The sequence below is a fragment of the uncultured Maricaulis sp. genome (assembly GCF_947259345.1).
Lineage (GTDB): Bacteria > Pseudomonadota > Alphaproteobacteria > Caulobacterales > Maricaulaceae > Maricaulis.
Map to the genome: position 1 here is coordinate 32,858 of NZ_CAMYLS010000027.1, position 20,810 is coordinate 53,667.

Consider the following 20,810-nt stretch of genomic DNA (forward strand, 5'->3'; position numbering starts at 1 on the left):
GCCGATGTCCCTGTAACTTCCAAAAAACCGGTTAGATTCCGAAGTCCCGGCCCTTACAGCGCTCTAGCCGCTTCACACCCTTGCACGCAAGGCGAAACCTCGCCACCGTCTGCGCCGATGAACGCCATGTCGACCCTCCCTGTCCCGCGCGACCGCACCTTCCCGACGACGGAGGGGGCGACGCCGATGATGCAGCAATTCCTGGAATTGCGCGCCGATGCACCCGCGGACGCCCTTCTCTTCTACCGTATGGGCGATTTCTATGAGCTCTTCTTTGATGACGCCGTACGCGCATCGGCGGCTCTCGACATCGCCCTGACAAAACGCGGCGAACACCAGGGCGAGCCGATTGCCATGTGTGGCGTGCCGGCGGCGACTGCGGAAGCCTATCTGGCGCGTCTGATCAAGGCGGGCTTCAAGGTCGCCGTCGGTGAGCAGATGGAAGACCCCAAGGCGGCGAAGGCCCGGGGCGGGTCCAAAGCTGTCGTCAAGCGCGCGATCACACGCGTGGTCACACCCGGCACGCTGACGGAAGACAGCTTGCTTGATCCGCGATCGTCCAACCGGATTGCCGCTCTGGCCCATTTGCCCACAGGTGAAGCGGCGGTTGCCTGGGCGGATGTGTCGACCGGTGATTTTCGGGTTTCGCCTGTTGCTCCTGACAATCTCGCCGCTGAGATTGCTGCGATGAATCCAGCGGAATTGCTTGTCGAGGAAAGGGCTTTTGCCGATGCAGCCAGCCTGGCGCCCCGGTCCACCCTGACACCATTGCCGAAAGCCAAGTTCGATCCCGCCTCCGCGGAGCGTCAGCTCAAGGACCAGTTCAAGGTCCAGGAACTGACCGCGTTCGGGAGCTTCTCCAAGGCGGAGTGCGCCGCGCTCGGCGCCCTGCTCGACTATCTTGCCCTGTCACAGGCGGGCGCACCGGCCAAGCTCGCCCCGCCGCGCCAGATACGGGCCGGGGCGAGCCTGGCCATTGATCCGGCGACCCGGGCCAGCCTTGAAATCGACCGAACTTTGTCAGGGTCGCGTCAGGGATCGTTGCTGGACGCGATCGACCGCACCGTGACCGCGCCGGGCGCCCGTCGTCTCGCCGAACGTCTGGCGCGTCCCGTGACCGATATAGCGACGATTGAAGCGCGGCTTGATGCCATTGCCTGGTTCGAGCGCGGCCGGGCGGAGCGCCGGGAGCTGCGCGAACGCCTGCGCCATGCAGGCGATGCCGAGCGGGCGCTCTCCCGATTGCTGCTCGGGCGTGGCGGGCCGCGTGACCTGAAAGCCCTCGCGGCAGCCCTGCAGGAAGGCGAGATCATCGCCTCGCGCCTGCTCGACAACACGCTCGATACGCCGCCCGCGCTGATTTCGGACGGGATGACCGCCCTGGTGCTCAATGACAAGCCCGGGCTGGCGCAATTGGTCGCTGATCTCGAGCGCGCCATCACTGATGAACCCCCGCTCCTCGCGCGTGATGGCGGTTTCATCGCCGAGGGATGGCAGGCTGAGCTGGACGAATTGCGCGAGTTGCGCGACGCCTCCCGGCGCGTTGTGGCGGGCCTGCAGCAAAGCTATGCCGAGGCTGTCGGGGTCAGTGCACTGAAGGTCAAGCACAACAATGTGCTGGGTTATTTCGTTGAGGTCACCGCCAAGCATGGCGACGCGCTGATGGGGGATGAGCGCTTCATTCACCGCCAGACCATGGCCAATGCGGTGCGTTTTTCCACCACTGAACTGGCCGAGCTGGAAGCCAGGATCGCTTCCGCCGGAGACCGGGCCCTGGCCATGGAGCTGGAAGCGTTTGCCGGGCTCCGGGACCGGGTGGAGAGGGTGGCGGGGCAAGTCCGGGCTGCCGCGCGGGCGCTTGCCGAATTTGACGTTTCAGCCGGCCTGGCAGAATGGGCCGAGGACAGTGAGGCGTGTCGCCCGACCGTCTCTGATGACAGCGTTTTTAGCGTCGAGGGCGGACGCCACCCGGTAGTCGAGCGTGCATTGGCCAAGGCCGGCGATGGCCGCTTTACGCCAAATGATTGCCATCTCGACGGCGCCGGTGAGGATGCTGCACGCCTGACTTTCGTGACCGGCCCCAACATGGCCGGTAAATCGACCTTCCTGCGCCAGAATGCCCTGATCCTGATGCTGGCCCAGTCGGGCTGTTATGTCCCGGCGCGCGCGGCCCGGATTGGTATTGCTGACAGGCTCTATTCCCGGGTCGGGGCGGCGGATGATCTCGCGCGCGGGCGCTCGACCTTCATGGCGGAGATGATCGAGACGGCGGCTATCCTCAATCAGGCGACGCCACGCAGTTTTGTCATTCTGGACGAGATCGGACGGGGCACCGCGACCTTTGACGGCCTGTCCATAGCCTGGGCCGCCGCGGAACATCTGCATGCCGTGAATGGCTGCCGGGCCCTTTTCGCCACCCACTACCACGAGCTGACCCGCCTGGCTGATGATCTCGACGCGGCGGGTAATGTTTCTATGAAGGCGCGTGAATGGAAGGGCGAGCTGGTCTTTCTGCATGAGGTCGGTGCCGGCGCCGCAGACCGGTCCTACGGGATTGAGGTGGCACGCCGCGCCGGCTTGCCCCGGGTCGCTGTCAAGCGTGCACAGTCCATTCTGGAACGCCTGGAAGCAGATGGCACGCCTGCGGCGGCGCTGCATGATCTGCCCTTGTTCGCCACCGCCGAACCGGAGCCGGAACCCTTTGTGTCGGAGGTGGAAACGCGCCTCCAACAGATTGATCCGGATGCTCTGTCGCCGCGCGAGGCGCTGGATGTGCTCTATGCGCTCAAATCCCTCACGAAGAAGACGTGACGCCGACCCGGGCGTTGCACTAGATTGGCGCCAACATGACGATGCCCGTTCTCCCCGCTTCGCTGGATGGTCTGCAATTGCGGGCCCAACTGGCTTCCGCCCTGGCCCAACAGGGCTGGGATTCGCCGGCGGCTCGGGCGGCGGCCCTGTCGCATGTGCGTGCCTCGATAGACCGCTTTCGTCAGCAGGCCTTTGCCAGCCTTTCCGGCGCGGGTGGCGGCGCGGTTGCGGCTCACCTGCTGTCCGACGGGATGAGCGCCTGCCTGCACGCCCTGTTCGACTCCATGGCGGCCGCGGATGAGACAGGTTCGGTCGGGGTAGCGCTGTGTGCGCAAGGTGGATTTGGGGCCGGCGAGCTGGCCCCGTCCTCTGATATCGACCTGATGTTGATCAAGCCTGATGACGCGACCAACGAAACGGACGCTTTCCTGCAGCAATTTCTTTACGCGCTCTGGGACCTCAAAATCGATGTCGGTGGCGGGGCCTGCCGCACCATGGACGAGACCATTGCCCTGACCAGCGAGGATGCGTCGGAGCGCACCGCGCTGCTTTCCCTGAGGCATCTGGCCGGAGACGAGTCGGCCACGGCCACCCTGGCCCAGCGCTTCCGCGATGAAGTCGTCGCCGGCGATCTGCCAGGTTTTGTCGAAGCCAAGCTGAAAGAGCGTGACGCCCGGATCGAAAAGGCAGGTCGTTCGCGGTACACGGTCGAACCCAATCTGAAGTCCGGCAAGGGCGGGCTGAGAGATCTCCAGCTCATGCGCTGGCTGGCGCAATTCCTTTATGGCGCGGACGCCTTCGAGCGCTGGGTCGGCAGTCGCCTGCTCTCGGTCGAGGATGTGTCCAAATACATCCTCGCCGACGACTTCCTGTGGACGGTTCGTTTTCATCTCCACGAGATTGCCGGCGGCAAGGATGAGCGCCTGACCTTTGATGTCCAGCCGGAGATCGCGGCGCGCATGGGATTTGAGGACGGCGAGACCGAGAATGGGGTCGAGCGTTTCATGCGGCGCTATTTCCGCACCGCGATGGATGTCGGGGCCCTGACGCGTCTCGTCTGCGCCAAGCTGGAGGCCGATGCCTGGAAGTCCAAGCCGAAAGGTCTTGCCCGCTTCCTGCCGCCGGGCATGGACGCAGCTGAAGATGCCGATGTGGGCGAGTTCATCGTCCGCGAGGGGCGGCTCGATTTTGCTCATGCCACGCAGATCCGCGAAGACCCGATCCGGCTGATGCGTTTCTTTCATGTGGCGGCGTCGCGGCGGCTGGACCTGCATCCGGAAGCGGTGGCCCGGATCGGGCGGACCCTGCACCTGATCGATGATGACTTCCGACGGGCCCCACGCGCGGCGCGGGCCTTTTTTGCGGTCCTGCTGGACAGTGCGGCGCCCATGGCGGTTTTGCGCATGATGACCGAGGCGGGCGTGCTGGGGCGTTATTTGCCGGAGTTCGGCGATATCGTCGCGCGCACCCAGTTCAACATGTACCACCGCTATACGGTGGATGAGCACACACTGCAGGCGCTGGGGCTTTTGCGTGAAATCGAGGATGGTCTCCACCCGCTTGATCACCCGCTGGTGACTCGCCTTGCACCGCTGATCCAGAACCGACGCGCCCTGCATCTCGCCGTGCTTCTGCACGACACGGGAAAGGGTGCTGGCGACCAATGCATCGAGGGTGCGGCCCGGGCCATGACGGCGTGCGAGCGGATGGGACTCGGCGAGAGTGAGACCGAGCTGGTATCCTGGCTGATCGCCTCGCACCTCCTGATGAGCGATACCGCCCAGCGGCGCGACCTGTCGGATCCGCAAACGGTCGCTGATTTTGCTGCGGCGGTCGGCACGGTTGAGCGTCTTCGCCTGCTGACGGTCTTGACCGTCGTCGATATTCGCGCAGTCGGTCCCGGCGTGTGGAATGGCTGGAAGGGACAGTTGATCCGCGAGCTCTACGCCGCGACCGAGCAGGTCCTGTCCAGTGATGGCGATAATCTCCAGCTGGCGCGCGAAACCCTGGCCGACAAGGCTGAACTGGCGCGCAACCGGATCCGGCCGCGCCTCGAGCGGGTGAATCCGGAATTCGCGGCCTGGTGGACCTCGGAGCTCAATGACGCCTATTGGACGGCCTTCTCCGAGGAAGACCGTTTTCGCCACGCGGCTTTTGTCCGCCATGCCCGCGATTCCGGGTGCCAGACCTCGGCAGCCGTGCGCGTGGATCGGCGGCGGGCGGCAACCGAGGTGATGATCTGGTCGCCGGATCGCGAACGTGTGTTTGCCGACATCGTCGCCGCCTTTGCTGAAGTCGGGGCGGATGTTGTCGGCGCGACGATCAACACCACGGTCTCCGAGCAGGTTTTCGATATCTTCTATATCCAGGATGCCGCCGGTCAGCCTTATGGCCGGCTAGACGCCTTGCAGCGCCAGGCGCTGGTTGAGTATCTGCGTGAGGTTGCGACCGGTGAAACTATCGTTAGACGCCGGGATGCGGCGCCGCTCAAGCGGCGCGATGCAGCTTTCCGCGTCACGCCGAGCGTGACCATTTCCAACGAGCTCGCCGAGCAGGCGACCGTTATCGAGGCCTCCGGGCGTGACCGGCCCGGCCTTTTGGCGGACCTCGCTGATATCCTCGCCGATGAACATCTCGTCCTCACATCGGCCCAGATTGATGGCTATGGCGAGCGGGCAACGGACGTGTTCTACGTAACCCATCAGGGAGCGAAGCTGGAGGACGAGGCGATTGCCGAACGTATTCGCAGCGGCTTGCTGGCCGTTTTCTCCGAAAGCGAAACCGCATTTGACAAGACGGCCGCGCAACGGGGCATTGCCCGCGCCCGCGCCAGCGTTCTGAGGTAGCCATGCGCCTGCTCCGCTCTACCGCCGTTGTTGGCGTTCTGACGATGGCAAGTCGTGTTCTTGGCCTCCTGCGGGAGATGCTGCTGGCAGCGGCGCTTGGCGCCGGAGCAGTAACTGACATCTTCCTGACAGCGTTTCAATTCCCCAATCTTTTCAGGCGGATTTTCGCAGAAGGCGCGTTCAACTCGGCCTTCGTTCCGCTCTATGCGGGCAAGCTTGAAACCGGGGAGCCGGACGAGGCCGCCCTATTCGCGCGCCAGGTTATGTCAGTGCTTTTGACCTCGATGCTGGTCCTGGTCGTCATCGCTCAATTGCTGATGCCATGGCTGATGTATCTGCTAGGCCCCGGCTTCGTTGGCCAGCCGGACCAATTTCGCCTCGCCGTCCTGCTGACGCAGATCACCATGCCCTACCTGTTGATGATGTCGCTCAGCGCCATGCTCAGCGGGGTGCTGAACTCGCACGGCCGGTTTGCCGTGGCCGCTGCGGCGCCTGTCCTGCTGAACCTAACCCTGATCGGCGTATTGCTTTTTTCTCCGGCCAACGGCGAAGGCCTGGCGTTGCATTTGTCGATCGGGATCAGCGTGTCCGGCGTTGCCCAGCTGATCTGGCTGTTTGCAGCCTGCCGCGCAACCGGCCTGCGCCTCAGCCTTCGTCTGCCGCGCCTCAGCCCTGGCGTGCGCCGACTTCTTGTTCTGGGCGTCCCGGGCGCAATGGCAGCCGGGGTAACCCAGATCAATATTCTCGTTACGTCCTCGATTGCCACGATCGATGAAGGCGCGCGCTCCTGGCTCTATTATGCAGACCGCCTCTATCAGCTTCCGCTTGGGGTCGTCGGGATCGCGATGGGCGTGGTTCTTTTGCCTGCGCTCAGCGGGCGGGTTCGCGCCGGCGCCATCGAGGCTGCGTCAAACGCCATGAATCGGGCTCTGGAAATATCCATGGCGCTGACACTGCCGGCGGCAACGGCATTGGCCGTCATACCCGTCTTCATTGCGACCGGCCTATACCAACGCAATGAATTCACACCTCAGGACGCTGTCATGGTGAGCCAGGCATTGGTTCCATTTGCCATCGGCCTTCCGGCCTTTGTTCTCATCAAGGTTCTGTCGCCCGGTTTTTTCGCCCGCGAAGACACGATGACACCGATGAAATTCGCGACGGTTGGTGTGGCGATCAATCTGGCCTTGGGTTTGGCACTCTTTTTCGGACCGCTCGGCTTTCCCGGCCTGGCGATCGCGACGGCCACCGCCGGGTGGACCAACACCGTCCTGCTCGCGGTTACCTTGCGAAAGCGCGGACTTCTCGAACCCGACAAGCGCCTCCTGGGCAAACTGCCGCGGATCCTTGCAGCCTGCGCAATCATGGCGGCCTTCCTGCTCGTCGCTCAGCATTATGCTGACCTGATAAGGCCTTATCTGTTTGATTCCATGCTTGGCACGCTGATCGTTGTTTGTGCAGCCGGGCTCGGCGTTTATGGATTGGCGGCGCTTGTTACGGGGGCGTTGCGCCCGTCCGAGGTGCGTACCGCGCTCAAGCGCTCTTGAGGCCCGGCCCCGCGCTCGGTAAGACGCTTGTCCCTGTTCGTCTTTCCCGCAAGGCCCTCCCATGAGTGACACGCCCACCAATTACAAAGGTCCGCAACGCGTCCTGTCCGGCATGCAGCCGACCGGTCGCCTGCATCTCGGCAATTATCTGGGCGCCCTGAAGAATTGGGTGGAGCTGCAGAAGGACGCATCGCGCGAGTGCTTCTACTGCGTCGTCGACATGCACGCGATCACCATGCCGCATGATCCTGCCACCCTGCCGGATGCTGTACGCTCCGCTGCCGCGGCCTATATAGCGGCCGGTGTCGATCCGGAGAAAAGCGCGATCTTTGCCCAGTCTGCGGTGCCGGCCCATGCCGAAATGGCCTGGATTCTCAATTGTGTGGCTCGTCTGGGCTGGCTCGAGCGAATGACCCAGTTCAAGGACAAAGCCGGCAAGGACAAGGAGCGGGCTTCGGTCGGTCTTTTCACCTATCCGGTACTCCAGGCCGCCGACATCCTTGTCTACAAGGCGACGCAAGTGCCGGTCGGTGAGGACCAGAAGCAGCATCTCGAATTGTGCCGTGACATCGCTGCCCGCTTCAATCGCGATTTCGGCAAGGGTGAGGCGGTTTTCCCGCTGACCGAGCCGCTGATACAGGGGCCGGGCGCGCGCATTATGAGCCTGCGGGACGGGACGTCGAAAATGTCGAAGTCGGACGTTTCGGACAATTCGCGCATCAATCTGGAAGATGATGCCGACATGATCGCCCGCAAGATCAAGAAGGCCAAAACCGATCCGGAGCCGCTGCCCGCGACGGTCGAAGAATTGGAGGGTCGTGCCGAAGCGTCCAACCTTGTCGGCATTTATGCGGCGCTCTCGGGGCAGACCAAGGCGGATGTGCTGGCAGAGTTTGGCGGTCAGGGATTCGGGGCCTTCAAGCCGGCGCTGGCCGATGTGGCCGTGCAGTATCTGGCCCCGATCTCGGACGAATATCGCCGCCTGATCTCCGACAAGGCCGAGATTGATCGCATGTTGACCAAGGGCGCCGAGCGCGCGCGTGCAGTCGCACAGCCCGTCGTGGACGAGACCAAGAAGACCGTCGGTTTCTGGGGCTAGCTCATTTGCCGCACTCCTCAAGCGTGAGCGGATCGGCTAGGGCCACATCATGAACTGGCATCAACTGCGAACCGGTCTTCTGGGCCTGGTGCTCGTCTGGAGCGCGCTTTTCCCCTTCGCGGCGGAGGCGATGGCGCGTGTCAGTGGCGATGAGGGCTGGCTGCTCTGTGCGCCGCAAGTGCGCGGTGAGCTGAGCAGCGAAGATGCGGCCAATCTCGCCTTCCTGGCTGAGTTGTCCGGACAGGTCTCGTCCGATGACGCCGCCACGCCGGCACCGGTCTGTGATGACTGCCTCGCCTGCCCTGTTATCGCCCTGCCGGCCGCGACGCTCTCGGACTTGGCGCCTTCAGAAACGCCTGCGGTCACACAGGGTCGGCGGACCGGACTGCTGGCCGCTCTGCAACAGCCTCGCTTGCGCCCCGATGCGCGAGCTCCACCTCGCCTGGATCACATGACGTCCTGATTGTGATCTTGGCCGCAGCTGACCGCGCGGCCACAAATAGCGAGAAATTTCATGAAGAAGCTGATGATGTCGGGCGCTCTGGCGCTCGTGTTGAGCGCGCCTGCCTGGGCGCATGAACCGGATGCCGTTCGCGCTGATGCCCATGCGCCGATCGGCGTGATGGGTGACCACACCCATGAGGCGGGCGAATGGATGTTCTCCTATCGCTTCATGCGTATGGCGATGGTGGGAAACCGGGTCGGCCGCACCTCTCTAACGCCGCAAGAGATCGTGACCTCCATTCCCAATGTGCACGACATGCCGCCCATGCTGCGCGTCGTGCCGGATCGCATGACGATGGACATGCACATGTTCGGCGCGATGTATGCGCCCAATGACCGGATCACCCTGATGGCGATGGTCAATTATCTCCAGAACGAGATGGATCACATCACCTTCGCCGGCATGATGGGCGATACCGAGCTTGGGCGTTTCACGACACGCAGTACGGGTTTCGGTGATGTGAAACTCTCGGCCTTGGTCGATGTGCTCGATACAGGCGCGACGCGGCTCAATATTCGAGCCGGCCTGTCACTTCCCACCGGGTCGATTGACGAGACGGCCCAGGTCTTCACGCCCATGGGCACAACGCCGGTCATGACCATGCCCTATGTCATGCAGCTGGGCTCGGGCACGATCGATCCCACCCTGGGTGCGACACTGACCCACGCTTCCGGTCACTGGAGCTGGGGCGGTCAGGCCGTTGCGACCCTGCGGGTCGACGACAATGATGCGGGATACCGGCTCGGCGATGAAGTGTCCGCGACCGGCTGGGTCGGCTGGTCACCGCGTCCCGACTGGGCCTTTTTCGGGCGATTGGAGGGGAGTTCCACGGGCCGGATCGAGGGCGCAGACAGTCGCATTGCTCCGCCCATCCAAACCGGGAATCCGGCATTCTATGGCGGCGAGACCCTGTCGGCTTCCCTGGGCGTGAACTGGGTCGGGCAAGCGGGCAGCCTGCGCGGCCAGCGCCTGGCGGCTGAATTGTCGCGTCCTGTTTATCAGGACCTCAACGGTCCGCAGATGGAGACCGACTGGACGCTCATACTGGGATGGCAATACGCTTGGGGTGGCGCGCAATAGCGCCCCCTCCTTCACGAGGATGAACAACATGAAAATGCATTTTCTCTTGCCCGCCATCGGGCTTGCTGTGACGGCTTGCGGTGTCGGCTCCGATCCGGTTGAACCGGACGCCGGTCACCATGCAGACGGTGCCATGCATGCGATGGATGACGCTATGCAAAGCCCGTTGCCGGATGACGGGGTCATGCCGGTCGTGGATATTCGTACGGCCTGGATGCGTCCGCATCCGCAGGGCCGCGATGTCACGGCGGCCTATTTCCAGGCCGTGCTGACCGAGGGTCATGCCGACCGTCTGGTGGCTGCGCAGATCGACGGCGCGAGTCGCGTCGAGATGCACGGTCATACAATGGACGACCAGGGCATGATGCGGATGCGTCCGGTGGGGCCTCAGGACCTGGACGACACCGGTCCACTCGTCTTCGCTCCGGCCGGCCTGCACCTAATGGTGCATGGCCTGGCGCCCGTTGCGGAGGGTGACCAGGTCGCAGGCACGCTTGTGTTTGAACGCGCGGGCGCGGTGCCAGTCCGTTTCGCCGTTCAGCCCATGGCACCCATGGCAGACGACGAAAACTAGGCGATTTGGCCGACGGTCCGGCGCGAATGTGAAAGGGTTAACGAGAAGTTACCGAACCCTCGTTTTCTGCCACAGCCGCGCCGGACTCGTCTGCCTGATCAGAAGATTCGTCCATTTTGGTGTCGATGTACCGGCCCGGATCATAGGCCTTAGGAGGCCGTGGCCAGAAAAGCCGCATCAACCAGAGTCCCAGTGCGATCGCCGGGATCATAACAAGCCCGATCGCGTTTTCGTCGATCAGGAAAAGCTTGGCGAAAAAGCCGGCGCCCACGAGGGCGAGCAAGCCGCCAAGCCCCGCCATGATGGCGAGAAAAGCCATCGACGAGCCTTCAATATATCGGACCGGGCCGGCCTGTTCAGCCAGGTCCCGGTGCAGCTCGCCCAGGAAGTCCCGGAAATCGCGGGCGTTCGCTTCCCATTGTCCGACGCCGGCCCAACGCATCGAGCCGAAGGCGAGCTCGGTCCCGTCTTCTGCGCTCACGCGGCAGACGACCTGACTTTCACGACCGGCCATTTCGACCGCGAGCCGAACCTGTCGGACCCTGTCCAGCGGCAGGCTTCCGGTGGTCTCGCAGCCTTCGTCCTGCCATTGCAGGCGATTGTCATCGAGAAAATAAGTGCGTTGTGGCGTTCCGGCATTGCGGCGATCGGTCAGGGTTGTGGGGGGCATCGGTCTTCCTTTCCGGGCCCGGTTAGCATGAATGTCTGGACGTGTCCTTCTGCAGGCGTCAAACTCACACCATGCCGCAAAGCTCGCGCAAATTTCTTGTCGTCGCAGACGACAGCTCCGAGTGCCGGACAGCGCTCTATTTCGCTGCGCGTCGAGCCCAGGCGACCGGCGCTCATGTTGCCATCTTGGCGACTCATGAGCCAGGTGATTTCAGTCACTGGATCGGTGTCGCGGAGACGGCCAAGCGTGAAGCGGAAGGCGCCGCGGAAGCGCTTCTGGAATCCATGGCAGAGGACGCCGAGGCGGTCACTGGCGAGCGGCCCGAACTCCTCCTTCGGGAAGGAGACCGACGAACGGTTCTGTCTGAACTGTTGGAAGAGGATCCGTTGATTTCGCTGCTGGTGCTTGCGGCCTCTCCAAACGGCGAAGGTCCTGGCCCTCTGGTGACCGCGCTATCCCGTGCCAAGGGGCTTTTCACAGGCCGAGCTGTTCCCGTCACAGTCGTTCCCGGTGATATGGAGCAATCGGAAATCGACGCGCTCGTCTGATATCCACACGTGTAGTGTGGTTGAATGCGTCCGGAAAGAGCGCCAAGTGATCGGCAGGAGGCCCTGCCATGTTTATCCAGACCGAAGCCACACCCAATCCGAATACGCTGAAATTCCTGCCCGGCCGCGAAATTGCGCCCGATGGACCGCGTGAATTCGAGAATGAGGAAGACGCGGCCGGGGCGCCGCTGGCAGCTGATCTCTTCCTGATCGACGGCGTGTCGGGTGTTTTCTTCGGCGAGGATTTCATCGCTGTCACCAAGACCGACGCCTATGAGTGGGACCATATCAAGCCCTTCCTGCTCGGCGCGATCATGGACGGGCTTCAGTCCGGTCGTCCGCTGCTGGGTGCGGCGATCAATGAAAGCGGGCACGCCAATTACTCCGGCGAGAATGTGAGTCTGGTGAAGGAAATCATCGAACTGATTGACACGCGCGTCCGTCCGGCGGTCGCGCAGGATGGCGGCGATATTCTCTTCCACTCCTACCTCTCCGACAGTGGTATCGTGCGCCTCAAAATGCGCGGGGCCTGCGCAGGCTGCCCGTCTTCGACGATGACGCTCAAGTCCGGCATCGAGAATCTGCTCAAGCACTACATTCCGGAAATCCAGGCCGTCGAGGCCGTGGAATAGGGCGTCGCGCGTGCCGCGAATATCCTTATAACGGGCGCCATGAGCTGGTTGGCGATTGATACGACAGGGGCGAATTGCACCGTGGCATTGCGGTTGCCGGGCGGGGCGGAGCATGTGCAGAGCGACCCGATCGGACGCGGCCATGCCGAGCGTCTCGCGCCCATGGTGGAAAGCCTTTTAAAGCAGGCCGGGATCAATCCAGCGACGCTTACCCGGATCGGCGTGACCACCGGGCCGGGGAGCTTTGCCGGCACCCGCGTCGGGGTCGCCTTTGCGCGCGGCCTCGCGCTGGCCTGCCAGGCCGACTGTATCGGCCTCTCCAATCTTGCAATCCTGGCCCGTCAGGCCGGACCGCGTCCGGCGCTCGCCGTCATGCATGACGCCAAGCGTGGCGAGGTCATTCTTCAGGTCTGGCGAGATGGCAAGGCCGAAAGTCCTGAACGCTGTCCAGTGGACGGTTTGGAGGTGCGTATCGGCGAACTCGGTGGACGCGATTGTGTCATCACCGGTTCCGGTGCCCGCCACGCCGGATCCGGGTTCGACGACCTCGGGATCGAAACTCTGGATCCTGTGACCCTTCTGACCATGACCGGTGAGTTGGCCCCGGCGGATTCTCCCCCTATACCCTTCTATGCTCGTCCGCCGGACGCGAAGCTCCCGGGCGGGGTCGACCCAGCATGAAAATCGCGCCGGAAGCGGTCTGGGCATCCAGTGCCGCCAAACTGGCCGGCCTGCACAGGCAATGCTTTGCGCAAGCCTGGTCAGAAGCGGAGTTTGCCTCGCTTCTCAATCTGCCGGGCTGTACTGGCTGGGTCTGCCGTGATGCAGGACGTTTTGTGGCGCTCGCGCTTTTCCGTCAGGCTCTGGACGAGGCCGAGCTTCTGACGCTCGCCACTCACCCCGATTATCGCCGATCAGGCCATGCTGACGTGCTGCTGACATGCGGGGAGAAGGCGCTTTTCGATCAGGGTGTTGAGCGGGTTTTCCTGGAAGTATCAACGGCCAACCCCGGAGCGCTCGCACTCTATGCACGAACCGGATATGGCGAGATCGCTCGCCGCCCGGCCTATTATCGGGACGGGAGTGATGCGCTGGTGCTTGAAAAATGGCTGCGGAAAGATGGACAGACCGCCCCTTGAGCGCCTATTTCTCGTCCAACACAAAGGGGATTCAGCATGCCGGACCGGATCGAGAAGCTTTGCGTTGCCAAAGGGCTGCGGATGACCGACCAGCGTCGGGTCATCGCCCGTGTCTTGTCGCAGTCTGATGACCACCCTGATGCCGAGGAATTGCATCGTCGCGCGTCCGAGGAGGATCCGCGGATCTCGCTGGCGACGGTGTACCGCACGGTGCGACTGTTCGAAGAGGCCGGCATCATCGAGCGCCATGATTTCCGCGACGGAAGGTCGCGCTATGAGGAAGTCGGCGACGAGCACCATGACCATCTCATCGATTTAAAGTCCGGTGAAGTCATCGAGTTCGTCAATGAAGAGATCGAGCGACTGCAAGAGGCGATCGCGCGCAAGCTGGGCTACAAGCTTGTCGATCACCGGCTCGAACTCTACGGCGTACCGCTCAAGAGCGCCGAGGACTAGGCGCGCGGTCCGGCCCGGCCGGTCTGACACCAAGGGATTGCCATGACCGTCCGCCCGACCAGCCAACACGCGGTCGTCTTCATCTTCATTACGGTCCTGATCGACATGATCGGCTTTGGCCTGATCATACCGGTCATGCCGGAACTCATTGAAGAGCTGACCGGATTGCAGGCGGATGATGCGGCGATCCTGGGCGCCTGGCTGATGGTGTCCTACGCCGCCATGCAATTCGTCTTCGCGCCAATTGTCGGCGGATTGTCCGATCGTTTCGGCCGCAAGCCTGTGCTGCTTGCCGCGCTGGCGGGTTTCACGATCGATTATGTGATCATGGGGTTTGCCCCGGTTTTCTGGCTTCTGCTGGTGGGGCGAATCCTGGCCGGCATCTTCGGGGCGAGTTATTCGACCGCGAATGCGTTCATCGCGGATATCACGCCGCCGGAGCAGCGCGCTGCACGTTTCGGCCTGATCGGCGCGGCCTTTGGTGTCGGCTTCACGCTGGGGCCGGCAATCGGTGGCTTTCTGGGTGATAATTTCGGGCCGCGTGCGCCCTTCTTCGCTGCGGCGATCCTTGCCGGGGCGAACTTTGTCTACGGCCTCATCGTCCTGCCGGAGACGCTGAAACCGGAAAACCGGCGCAAATTTGATATCCGGCGCGCCAATCCGCTCGGTTCGCTGGTGCAGATGCGCAAACACCCGGCGGTACTGGTGTTGATGTGCGCCATCTTTCTCATGCTTCTGGGGCATTCGGTCTATCCGGCGATCTGGTCCTACTACACCGATTTCAAATTCGGTTGGGGGCCGCGCGAAATCGGCCTGTCGCTCATGGCGGTCGGCCTGTCATCCGCTATCGTCCAGGGCGGATTGACCCGCATCCTGGTTCCCAAGCTCGGTGAATGGCGAGCGATCACGATCTCGCTCATCCTCGCGGTGACGGCCTATGCGTTATACGGTTTCGCGACCACGGGCTGGATGGTCTACGCGATCATCGTGTTCGCTGCGCTTGGCGGGATAGGCCAGCCCGCGCTCCAGGGGGTGATGTCACGCATTGTCCCGCCCAATGCCCAGGGTGAGCTGCAGGGTGCCATGACCTCCTTGCAAAGCCTGTCGATGATCATCGGCCCGCTTGTGATGTCGCGCATCTTCTCGCACTACTCCGAAGAGGGGGCTGCCGTGACTTTTCCGGGCGCCCCCTTCCTGCTCGCCTCGGCGCTGACGCTCATTGCCTTGATGATCGGCCTGTCGGCGCGCCGCCATGATCCTGGCCCTGCGGTAAAACCGGCTGTGCCGCCAGCCCAGGCGACCGACCCGGCAGAATAGTCACGCTGTTCGCCGGATCGACTGGCAGGCCTTGCGTTCAGCCCCCATATCCATCATAACCCGCGCCTCCCCGGACCTGCCGAAAGCGGCGGGTCTGTTAGCAATGAGGTAGCGATCTGCCGAACAGATCGAAGAATTTCATGAGTACGACGCGCAAACGCCTCTTCATCAAGACCTATGGCTGTCAGATGAATGTCTATGATTCCGACCGGATGAAGGACGTTCTGACGCCGCTTGGCTATGAGTCGTCGGACACGCCCGAGGGTGCGGATCTCGTTATTCTCAATACCTGCCATATCCGCGAGAAGGCGGCCGAGAAAGTCTATTCCGAGCTGGGTCGCCTGCGTCCGCTAAAGGACGAAAAGGCCGCGTCCGGCGGCATGACGATCGCGGTGGCCGGCTGTGTCGCCCAAGCCGAGGGCGCGGAAATCATGAAGCGCGCACCGGTCGTCGATCTGGTCGTTGGTCCGCAGACCTACCACAAACTGCCCGAGCTGATCGCCCAGGCCCATCGGGCCAAGGGTGAGGCGCTGGACACGGAATTCGAGGTCGAGGACAAGTTTGACCGGCTCGGCAGTGATCGCCAGGTCGAGGGCTATTCGGCCTTTGTCACGGTCCAGGAAGGTTGCGACAAATTCTGCACCTTCTGTGTCGTGCCCTATACGCGTGGCGCTGAATGGTCGCGCCCTGTCGACCAGATCGTCGGCGAGATTCGCGCCCTGGCGGCCAAGGGCATTCGCGAAGTCACCCTGCTGGGCCAGAACGTCAACGCCTTCCACGGCGCCGCGCCGAGCGGCCGCGAGGCAGACGGCCCCTGGGGGCTGGGCCAGCTGGTCCGCCATATCGCGCTGATCGGCGGTATAGAGCGCATTCGCTTTACGACCTCGCACCCGCGCGACATGGATGAGGACCTGATCCAGGCCTTCGCCGACACGCCCAAGCTGATGCCTTACTTCCATCTGCCGGTGCAGTCCGGTTCGGACAAGATTCTCAAGGCTATGAACCGTCAGCATATCGCCGCCGATTACCTCGCGACGATTGCCCGGCTTCGGGAAGTGCGTCCGGATATCGCCATCTCCGGTGACATGATTGTCGGCTTTCCGGGCGAGACCGATGCCGACTTTGAAGCGACGATGGAGTTGGTGCGCGAGGTCAATTACGCGTCCTGCTTCTCGTTCAAATATTCCAAACGCCCCGGTACGCCAGGCGCGGCCATGTTCAACCAGGTCGATGAGGCGGTGAAGACCGAGCGCCTTGCGGCGCTGCAGGCGCTTCTCGACGCGCAGCAGATTGCCTTCAACACCTCGATGATCGGCAAGACGCTCCCCGTCCTGTTCGAAAAGCCGGGACGGTTGGACGGCCAGCTGCATGGACGCAGCCCCTATCTGCAATCGGTGCACGCCAACGCCCCGGCCGAGCTGATCGGCCAGATCGCCGAGGTCGAGATCGAAGGCGCATCCCGCAATGCGCTCTCTGGTCGCCTGATCGGACCGAAACGGAGTGCCGCGTGACCGCATCGCGCCCGCCCGCCCGCAAGCGCGCCGCCAAGCCGCGCAAGGCGGCGTCAGAAAGCCTGTATTTCGAGGACGCGGAACGTCTGCGCGGCATGGCCGGCGCCGGTGATCGCTTCTTCATGATCATCGAGCAGGATCTCGGCGTCTCGATGAGCGCGCCGGGTCGTGGCCAGGTCGTGATCACGGCCGAGGACAACGCTGCCCGGGACGAGGCCAAGCGCGTCCTCAAGCGTCTCTATGCCAGCCTCGAGCACGGGCTGACTTGCGACGAAGCGGCCGTTCGCGCTGCCCTGCGCATGCAGGATGATGACGAGTCGGTGGGCAGTGTGGATGACGGCGTCATCCGGGTGCCCCGCGGCTCCAGCCTGATTGCCCGCACCGAGGGACAGCGCGCCTATGTGCGATCGCTGAAGAATGAAAAGGCCTATGACCTGATCTTCGGTGTCGGCCCGGCCGGGACCGGCAAGACGCTGCTCGCGGTCGCCTATGGCGCCTCCATGCTGGTTCAGCGCAAGGTCGAGAAGCTGATCATCACGCGACCGGCGGTCGAGGCCGGCGAGAAGCTCGGCTTCCTGCCCGGCGATCTAAACGAGAAGGTTGATCCCTATCTCCTGCCTGTCTGGGATGCGCTCGCGGATACGCTCGGTCGCAACCAGCTTGAGAAAATGCGCGAGGATGGCCGGATCGAAGTCGCGCCCATCGCCTTCATGCGTGGCCGCACGCTCAACCGGGCCTTTGTCATCGTCGATGAGGCGCAGAATACGTCGCGGGCGCAGATGCAGATGGTGTTGACCCGCCTGGGCGAGGGATCGCGCATGGCAGTGACCGGCGATCCGAGCCAGTGTGACCTTGGCCCGCGGGACCCGTCTGGCCTGCCCCACGCGCTGGACATCCTTTCCAGCACCAAAGGTGTTGCCATCACGCGCTTTTCGCGCGTTGATGTGGTTCGCCACGATCTCGTGGCCCGGATTGTCGAAGCCTATGAGGAAGATGCGCGCCACAAGACTGGTAGCGCGCAACCGCGATGAACGCCGTAGATCTGATTGTCGAAGATGACGCCTGGTCATCGCTGGAAGGCAAGACGCGCCTCGTTGAGGAGGCGATCACCGCAGCCTGTCGGGAACTGCCCGAGCGAGAGCCCGGCGTGGTCGCCATCCTTCTGGCTGGCGATGACGCGATTGCCGTCATGAATGCCCAATTCCGCGGCAAGACGGGCCCGACCAATGTCCTGTCCTTCCCGGCCGGTGAGCATACCGACAACCATCTGGGCGATATCGCACTCGCCCATGGTGTCATCGCGCGTGAGGCCCAGGCGCGCGGCATCGCGCTGGGTGATCATCTGCGCCATCTCGTCATCCATGGCTTCCTCCACCTTCAGGGTTATGATCATCAAGCGGATGACGAGGCGAGCGTGATGGAAGCGATCGAGCGTCGGGCCTTGGCCCATCTGGGTGTGACCGACCCCTATGAAAACGAGGATCCGGGCCCGACCCCGGCAGCGAAATGACCGATACTTCAGCGCCTTCAGACTCGGACAGTCGACCCTGGCTCTCGCGGCTTTTCTCCACCGGACCGCGAGTTGGCGAGGCTTTGCAGGCGGCACAGTCCGGTCTTGCCCCCAACTCGATCGAGGCCGATGCACTCGACAAATTGCGCGTCGCCGACGTGATGGTGCCGCGGGCCGATATTATCGGGGTCGACGTTGCCACGCCGCTGGGTGAGCTGGCCAAGATTTTCGCGCTTGCCGCCCATTCCCGTCTGCCCATCTATCGCGACACATTGGATGATCCGGTCGGTGTCGTGCACATCAAGGATGTGGTCAGTCATCTTGCGCCGGGATCATCGGGCAAGCGCCCGGCAGGCTGGTCCCAGCAGCAGGTCCTGCCCTCGATCGGACGGCCCCTCCTGTTCGCGCCACCCTCGATGAAGGCACTCGATCTGCTGCGACGCATGCAGGGCCGCCGGATGCATCTGGCCCTGGTGGTCGATGAATATGGCGGTACCGACGGTCTCGTGACCCTGGAGGACCTGATCGAGCCAATCGTCGGGGATATCGAGGACGAGCATGATGACGAGGAGACGCCTGCGATCCGTGCCCGGGGACCGGGTGTCTGGGACGTTGAGGCCCGGGCCGAGATCGACGCGTTCGAGGCTGTCGTCGGGGAAGAGATTGCGGCCGAGGATGAGGACGAGGATGTCGACAGCCTCGGCGGCCTGGTCTTTACGCTCATCGGGCGGGTGCCGGAGCGTGGCGAGGTGATCCGTCATCCCACCGGTTATGAGTTCGAAGTGATTGACGCCGATACGCGGCGCATCAAGCGCATGCGGGTCAGGGCGCCACACAAGCGACCCGAGAAGCCGACTGCGACGGGTTCGGACAGCACGGACGCAGGTTGATGCAGCGCCTGCACCTCCTGGTCTGGCAACCGCGTGTCTGGCTGGCCACCCATTTCGGCTGGCGCCCACGCCTGGTGGTATTCCTGGCCGGGCTGTTCAGTGCGCTCTCACTGGCGCCCCTGCATATCGTACCCGCCTTGATGCTGGGCCTTTGGGCCCTGTTTGCGGCACTCGATGGTGCGCGCAGGGCTGACAAGCCGCTTCGCAGCGCTTTTGTTCGTGGCTTCATTTTCGGCTTTGGCTATTTCCTCGCGGGCATGGCCTGGGTTGTTTATGCCTTCCTGACGCGCGGCGAAGGACTTCAATTTGCCGCGCCCTTCGCCCTGCCCGCCCTGGCGGCCCTTATGGCTGTGTTCTGGGGCCTTGGGGCGGTTCTATTTTGTGCGCTGGCGCCACGCTCGGTGTGGCGGGTCCTGGTGTTCGCGGCGGCCTTTGCCTTCACCGAATGGCTGCGCGGGCATGTTTTCGGCGGCCTGCCGTGGAATTTGCCAGCCTATATCTGGCCTGCCGGCGGCTTGGTCAGCCAGACCGCTTCCTGGTTTGGCGTCTATGGGCTCAGCCTGCTCACGCTCTTCGTCCTGACTGCGCCTCTCGTGGCCGTCACGCCGCGGCTCGAGCTTGGGCGATGCCTGCCCGCATTTGCGGCCCTGGGCATTTCCACCATCGTGCTGGCGACGGGGGCCATAAGGCTTGCGGCCAGTGCACCGGAGAATGTCCCGGGCGTCACCATTCGCCTGGTTCAGGCTGGAATCCCGCAGACCCAGAAATGGGCGCCCGGCGGTGCGGAGCTGACCCGAGATCGCTATCTCGCCCTGACCGGTCGGGATGGCATCGAAACGGTGACCCATGTCGTTTGGCCCGAGGGGGCTCTGCCGAGCTTCATGCTGGAAGATGGCGCGACCCTGGCCCGGATCGGCGAGAGCCTGGATGAGGGCCAGGTGCTCTTGGCGGGCGTCAATCGCCGCGCCGCTGACGGCGATAGTCTGCGGTATTATAACACACTGGCTGCGCTGCGTTTTCCCTCCGGAACGCCACGTATCGCGGCGCTCTATGACAAGGCGCGCTTAACGCCTTTCGGGGAGTTTACGCCCTTGTCGGGTGTTTTGGCGATGACGGGAATTCCGGCCCTGAGAGACCTTGCGCGCTATGAGTTCACACCGGGGCCAGGGGCTGATGTGCTGGAGATTCCGGGCGCGCCGAACTTGCTGCCGCTCGTCTGTTACGAGGCCATATTCCCGAATTTTGTCGGCTCGGCCCAGACGCGGGCCGGCTGGATGTTCAATCTTTCCAATGATGCCTGGTTCGGACCCACGGCCGGTCCGCGTCAGCATTTCAACCAGGCGAGCTATCGCAGCATCGAGACGGGCCTTCCCATGGTCCGGTCAGCCGCACTGGGGGTTTCCGGCGTGGTCGATTCGCTGGGACGGGCGCGGGTGACCATTGACCCGAGCGCGGAAGGCGTACGTGACGTTTCGCTTCCGGGCAGTCTTGGTCGGACACCCTACTCGCTATGGGGTGATTGGCCATTTCTGGCCTTCTGCATCCTCGTTCTGGCGAGCATGGCGTGGCAGCGCTTTCAGTTTTCGCGCGCCGCCAAGCCTGCATCCGTGAGATGAGTTGATTGGGTTGTCTGCCGATGGTTGTGCTAGATTGGCAGGAAGAAATCTCAATGTGG

At 63.3% G+C, this 20,810-nt stretch carries 19 protein-coding genes; 18 read left to right on the top strand and 1 reads right to left on the bottom strand.

The window, feature by feature from the left end; genetic code table 11:
- Positions 1 to 117 precede the first annotated feature (117 nt).
- The 7 genes from mutS to Q0X62_RS11745 all read left to right on the top strand — a co-directional run bounded on the left by mutS (position 118) and on the right by Q0X62_RS11745 (position 10,462).
- Positions 118 to 2,811, top strand: coding sequence for a DNA mismatch repair protein MutS (mutS, locus tag Q0X62_RS11715; protein ID WP_366946141.1), 2,694 nt, complete (start codon positions 118 to 120; stop codon positions 2,809 to 2,811).
- Between the two features lie 35 nt (positions 2,812 to 2,846).
- A complete protein-coding gene (locus Q0X62_RS11720) occupies positions 2,847 to 5,657 on the top strand; it encodes a [protein-PII] uridylyltransferase (RefSeq protein ID WP_297735838.1) in 2,811 nt (936 codons plus the stop codon).
- A gap of 2 nt (positions 5,658 to 5,659) precedes the next feature.
- Positions 5,660 to 7,204, top strand: a complete 1,545-nt coding sequence (gene murJ / locus Q0X62_RS11725) for a murein biosynthesis integral membrane protein MurJ (RefSeq protein WP_297735840.1) — start codon at positions 5,660 to 5,662, stop codon at positions 7,202 to 7,204.
- Between the two features lie 61 nt (positions 7,205 to 7,265).
- The gene (gene trpS, locus Q0X62_RS11730; RefSeq protein WP_297735842.1) at positions 7,266 to 8,303 is read left to right on the top strand and encodes a tryptophan--tRNA ligase; all 1,038 of its coding nucleotides are present in this window, start codon (positions 7,266 to 7,268) and stop codon (positions 8,301 to 8,303) included.
- A 49-nt stretch (positions 8,304 to 8,352) separates the two neighbouring features.
- Positions 8,353 to 8,766 carry a hypothetical protein gene (locus tag Q0X62_RS11735; RefSeq protein ID WP_297735844.1) on the top strand — a complete coding sequence of 138 codons (414 nt, stop codon included), beginning with the start codon at positions 8,353 to 8,355 and terminating at the stop codon, positions 8,764 to 8,766.
- Between the two features lie 51 nt (positions 8,767 to 8,817).
- Positions 8,818 to 9,888 carry a transporter gene (locus Q0X62_RS11740; protein WP_297735846.1) on the top strand — a complete coding sequence of 357 codons (1,071 nt, stop codon included), beginning with the start codon at positions 8,818 to 8,820 and terminating at the stop codon, positions 9,886 to 9,888.
- Between the two features lie 28 nt (positions 9,889 to 9,916).
- Positions 9,917 to 10,462, top strand: coding sequence for a copper chaperone PCu(A)C (locus Q0X62_RS11745; protein ID WP_297735849.1), 546 nt, complete (start codon positions 9,917 to 9,919; stop codon positions 10,460 to 10,462).
- 37 nt (positions 10,463 to 10,499) lie between these two features.
- Here the strand turns inward: Q0X62_RS11745 and Q0X62_RS11750 are convergent, their stop codons facing one another.
- The gene (locus tag Q0X62_RS11750) at positions 10,500 to 11,132 is read right to left on the bottom strand and encodes a hypothetical protein (protein ID WP_297735852.1); all 633 of its coding nucleotides are present in this window, start codon (positions 11,130 to 11,132) and stop codon (positions 10,500 to 10,502) included.
- Between the two features lie 71 nt (positions 11,133 to 11,203).
- On the opposite strand from Q0X62_RS11750, the gene Q0X62_RS11755 reads away from it, so the two are divergent.
- The 11 genes from Q0X62_RS11755 (at position 11,204) to lnt (ending at position 20,751) form a co-directional block, all read left to right on the top strand.
- Entirely contained in the window at positions 11,204 to 11,680 is a 477-nt protein-coding gene (locus Q0X62_RS11755) for a universal stress protein (protein WP_297735855.1), read from the top strand.
- A 68-nt stretch (positions 11,681 to 11,748) separates the two neighbouring features.
- Positions 11,749 to 12,312 (top strand): NifU family protein, encoded by a 564-nt coding sequence (locus Q0X62_RS11760; RefSeq protein ID WP_297735858.1) that lies wholly within the window; start codon positions 11,749 to 11,751, stop codon positions 12,310 to 12,312.
- Between the two features lie 39 nt (positions 12,313 to 12,351).
- Positions 12,352 to 12,993: a tRNA (adenosine(37)-N6)-threonylcarbamoyltransferase complex dimerization subunit type 1 TsaB gene (gene tsaB / locus Q0X62_RS11765; protein WP_297735861.1), complete on the top strand. Its 642-nt coding sequence runs from the start codon at positions 12,352 to 12,354 to the stop codon at positions 12,991 to 12,993.
- The gene (locus tag Q0X62_RS11770; protein WP_297735865.1) at positions 12,990 to 13,451 is read left to right on the top strand and encodes a GNAT family N-acetyltransferase; all 462 of its coding nucleotides are present in this window, start codon (positions 12,990 to 12,992) and stop codon (positions 13,449 to 13,451) included. Before tsaB ends, Q0X62_RS11770 begins: the two co-directional genes overlap by 4 nt.
- Before the next feature lie 36 nt (positions 13,452 to 13,487).
- Positions 13,488 to 13,907 carry a Fur family transcriptional regulator gene (locus tag Q0X62_RS11775; protein WP_297735868.1) on the top strand — a complete coding sequence of 140 codons (420 nt, stop codon included), beginning with the start codon at positions 13,488 to 13,490 and terminating at the stop codon, positions 13,905 to 13,907.
- A gap of 42 nt (positions 13,908 to 13,949) precedes the next feature.
- Positions 13,950 to 15,224, top strand: coding sequence for a TCR/Tet family MFS transporter (locus tag Q0X62_RS11780; RefSeq protein WP_297735871.1), 1,275 nt, complete (start codon positions 13,950 to 13,952; stop codon positions 15,222 to 15,224).
- Positions 15,225 to 15,364: 140 nt separating this feature from the next.
- On the top strand, positions 15,365 to 16,735 hold the full coding sequence (gene miaB, locus Q0X62_RS11785) for a tRNA (N6-isopentenyl adenosine(37)-C2)-methylthiotransferase MiaB (RefSeq protein ID WP_297735874.1): 1,371 nt from the start codon (positions 15,365 to 15,367) through the stop codon (positions 16,733 to 16,735).
- A complete protein-coding gene (locus tag Q0X62_RS11790; protein WP_297735878.1) occupies positions 16,732 to 17,766 on the top strand; it encodes a PhoH family protein in 1,035 nt (344 codons plus the stop codon). Before miaB ends, Q0X62_RS11790 begins: the two co-directional genes overlap by 4 nt.
- Positions 17,763 to 18,245 (top strand): rRNA maturation RNase YbeY, encoded by a 483-nt coding sequence (gene ybeY, locus Q0X62_RS11795; RefSeq protein WP_297735881.1) that lies wholly within the window; start codon positions 17,763 to 17,765, stop codon positions 18,243 to 18,245. Before Q0X62_RS11790 ends, ybeY begins: the two co-directional genes overlap by 4 nt.
- Positions 18,242 to 19,135: a transporter associated domain-containing protein gene (locus Q0X62_RS11800; RefSeq protein WP_297735884.1), complete on the top strand. Its 894-nt coding sequence runs from the start codon at positions 18,242 to 18,244 to the stop codon at positions 19,133 to 19,135. Before ybeY ends, Q0X62_RS11800 begins: the two co-directional genes overlap by 4 nt.
- Positions 19,135 to 20,751 (top strand): apolipoprotein N-acyltransferase, encoded by a 1,617-nt coding sequence (gene lnt / locus Q0X62_RS11805; protein ID WP_297735887.1) that lies wholly within the window; start codon positions 19,135 to 19,137, stop codon positions 20,749 to 20,751. The genes Q0X62_RS11800 and lnt overlap by 1 nt, the downstream gene beginning before the upstream one ends.
- The last annotated feature ends 59 nt before the right edge of the window (positions 20,752 to 20,810 follow it).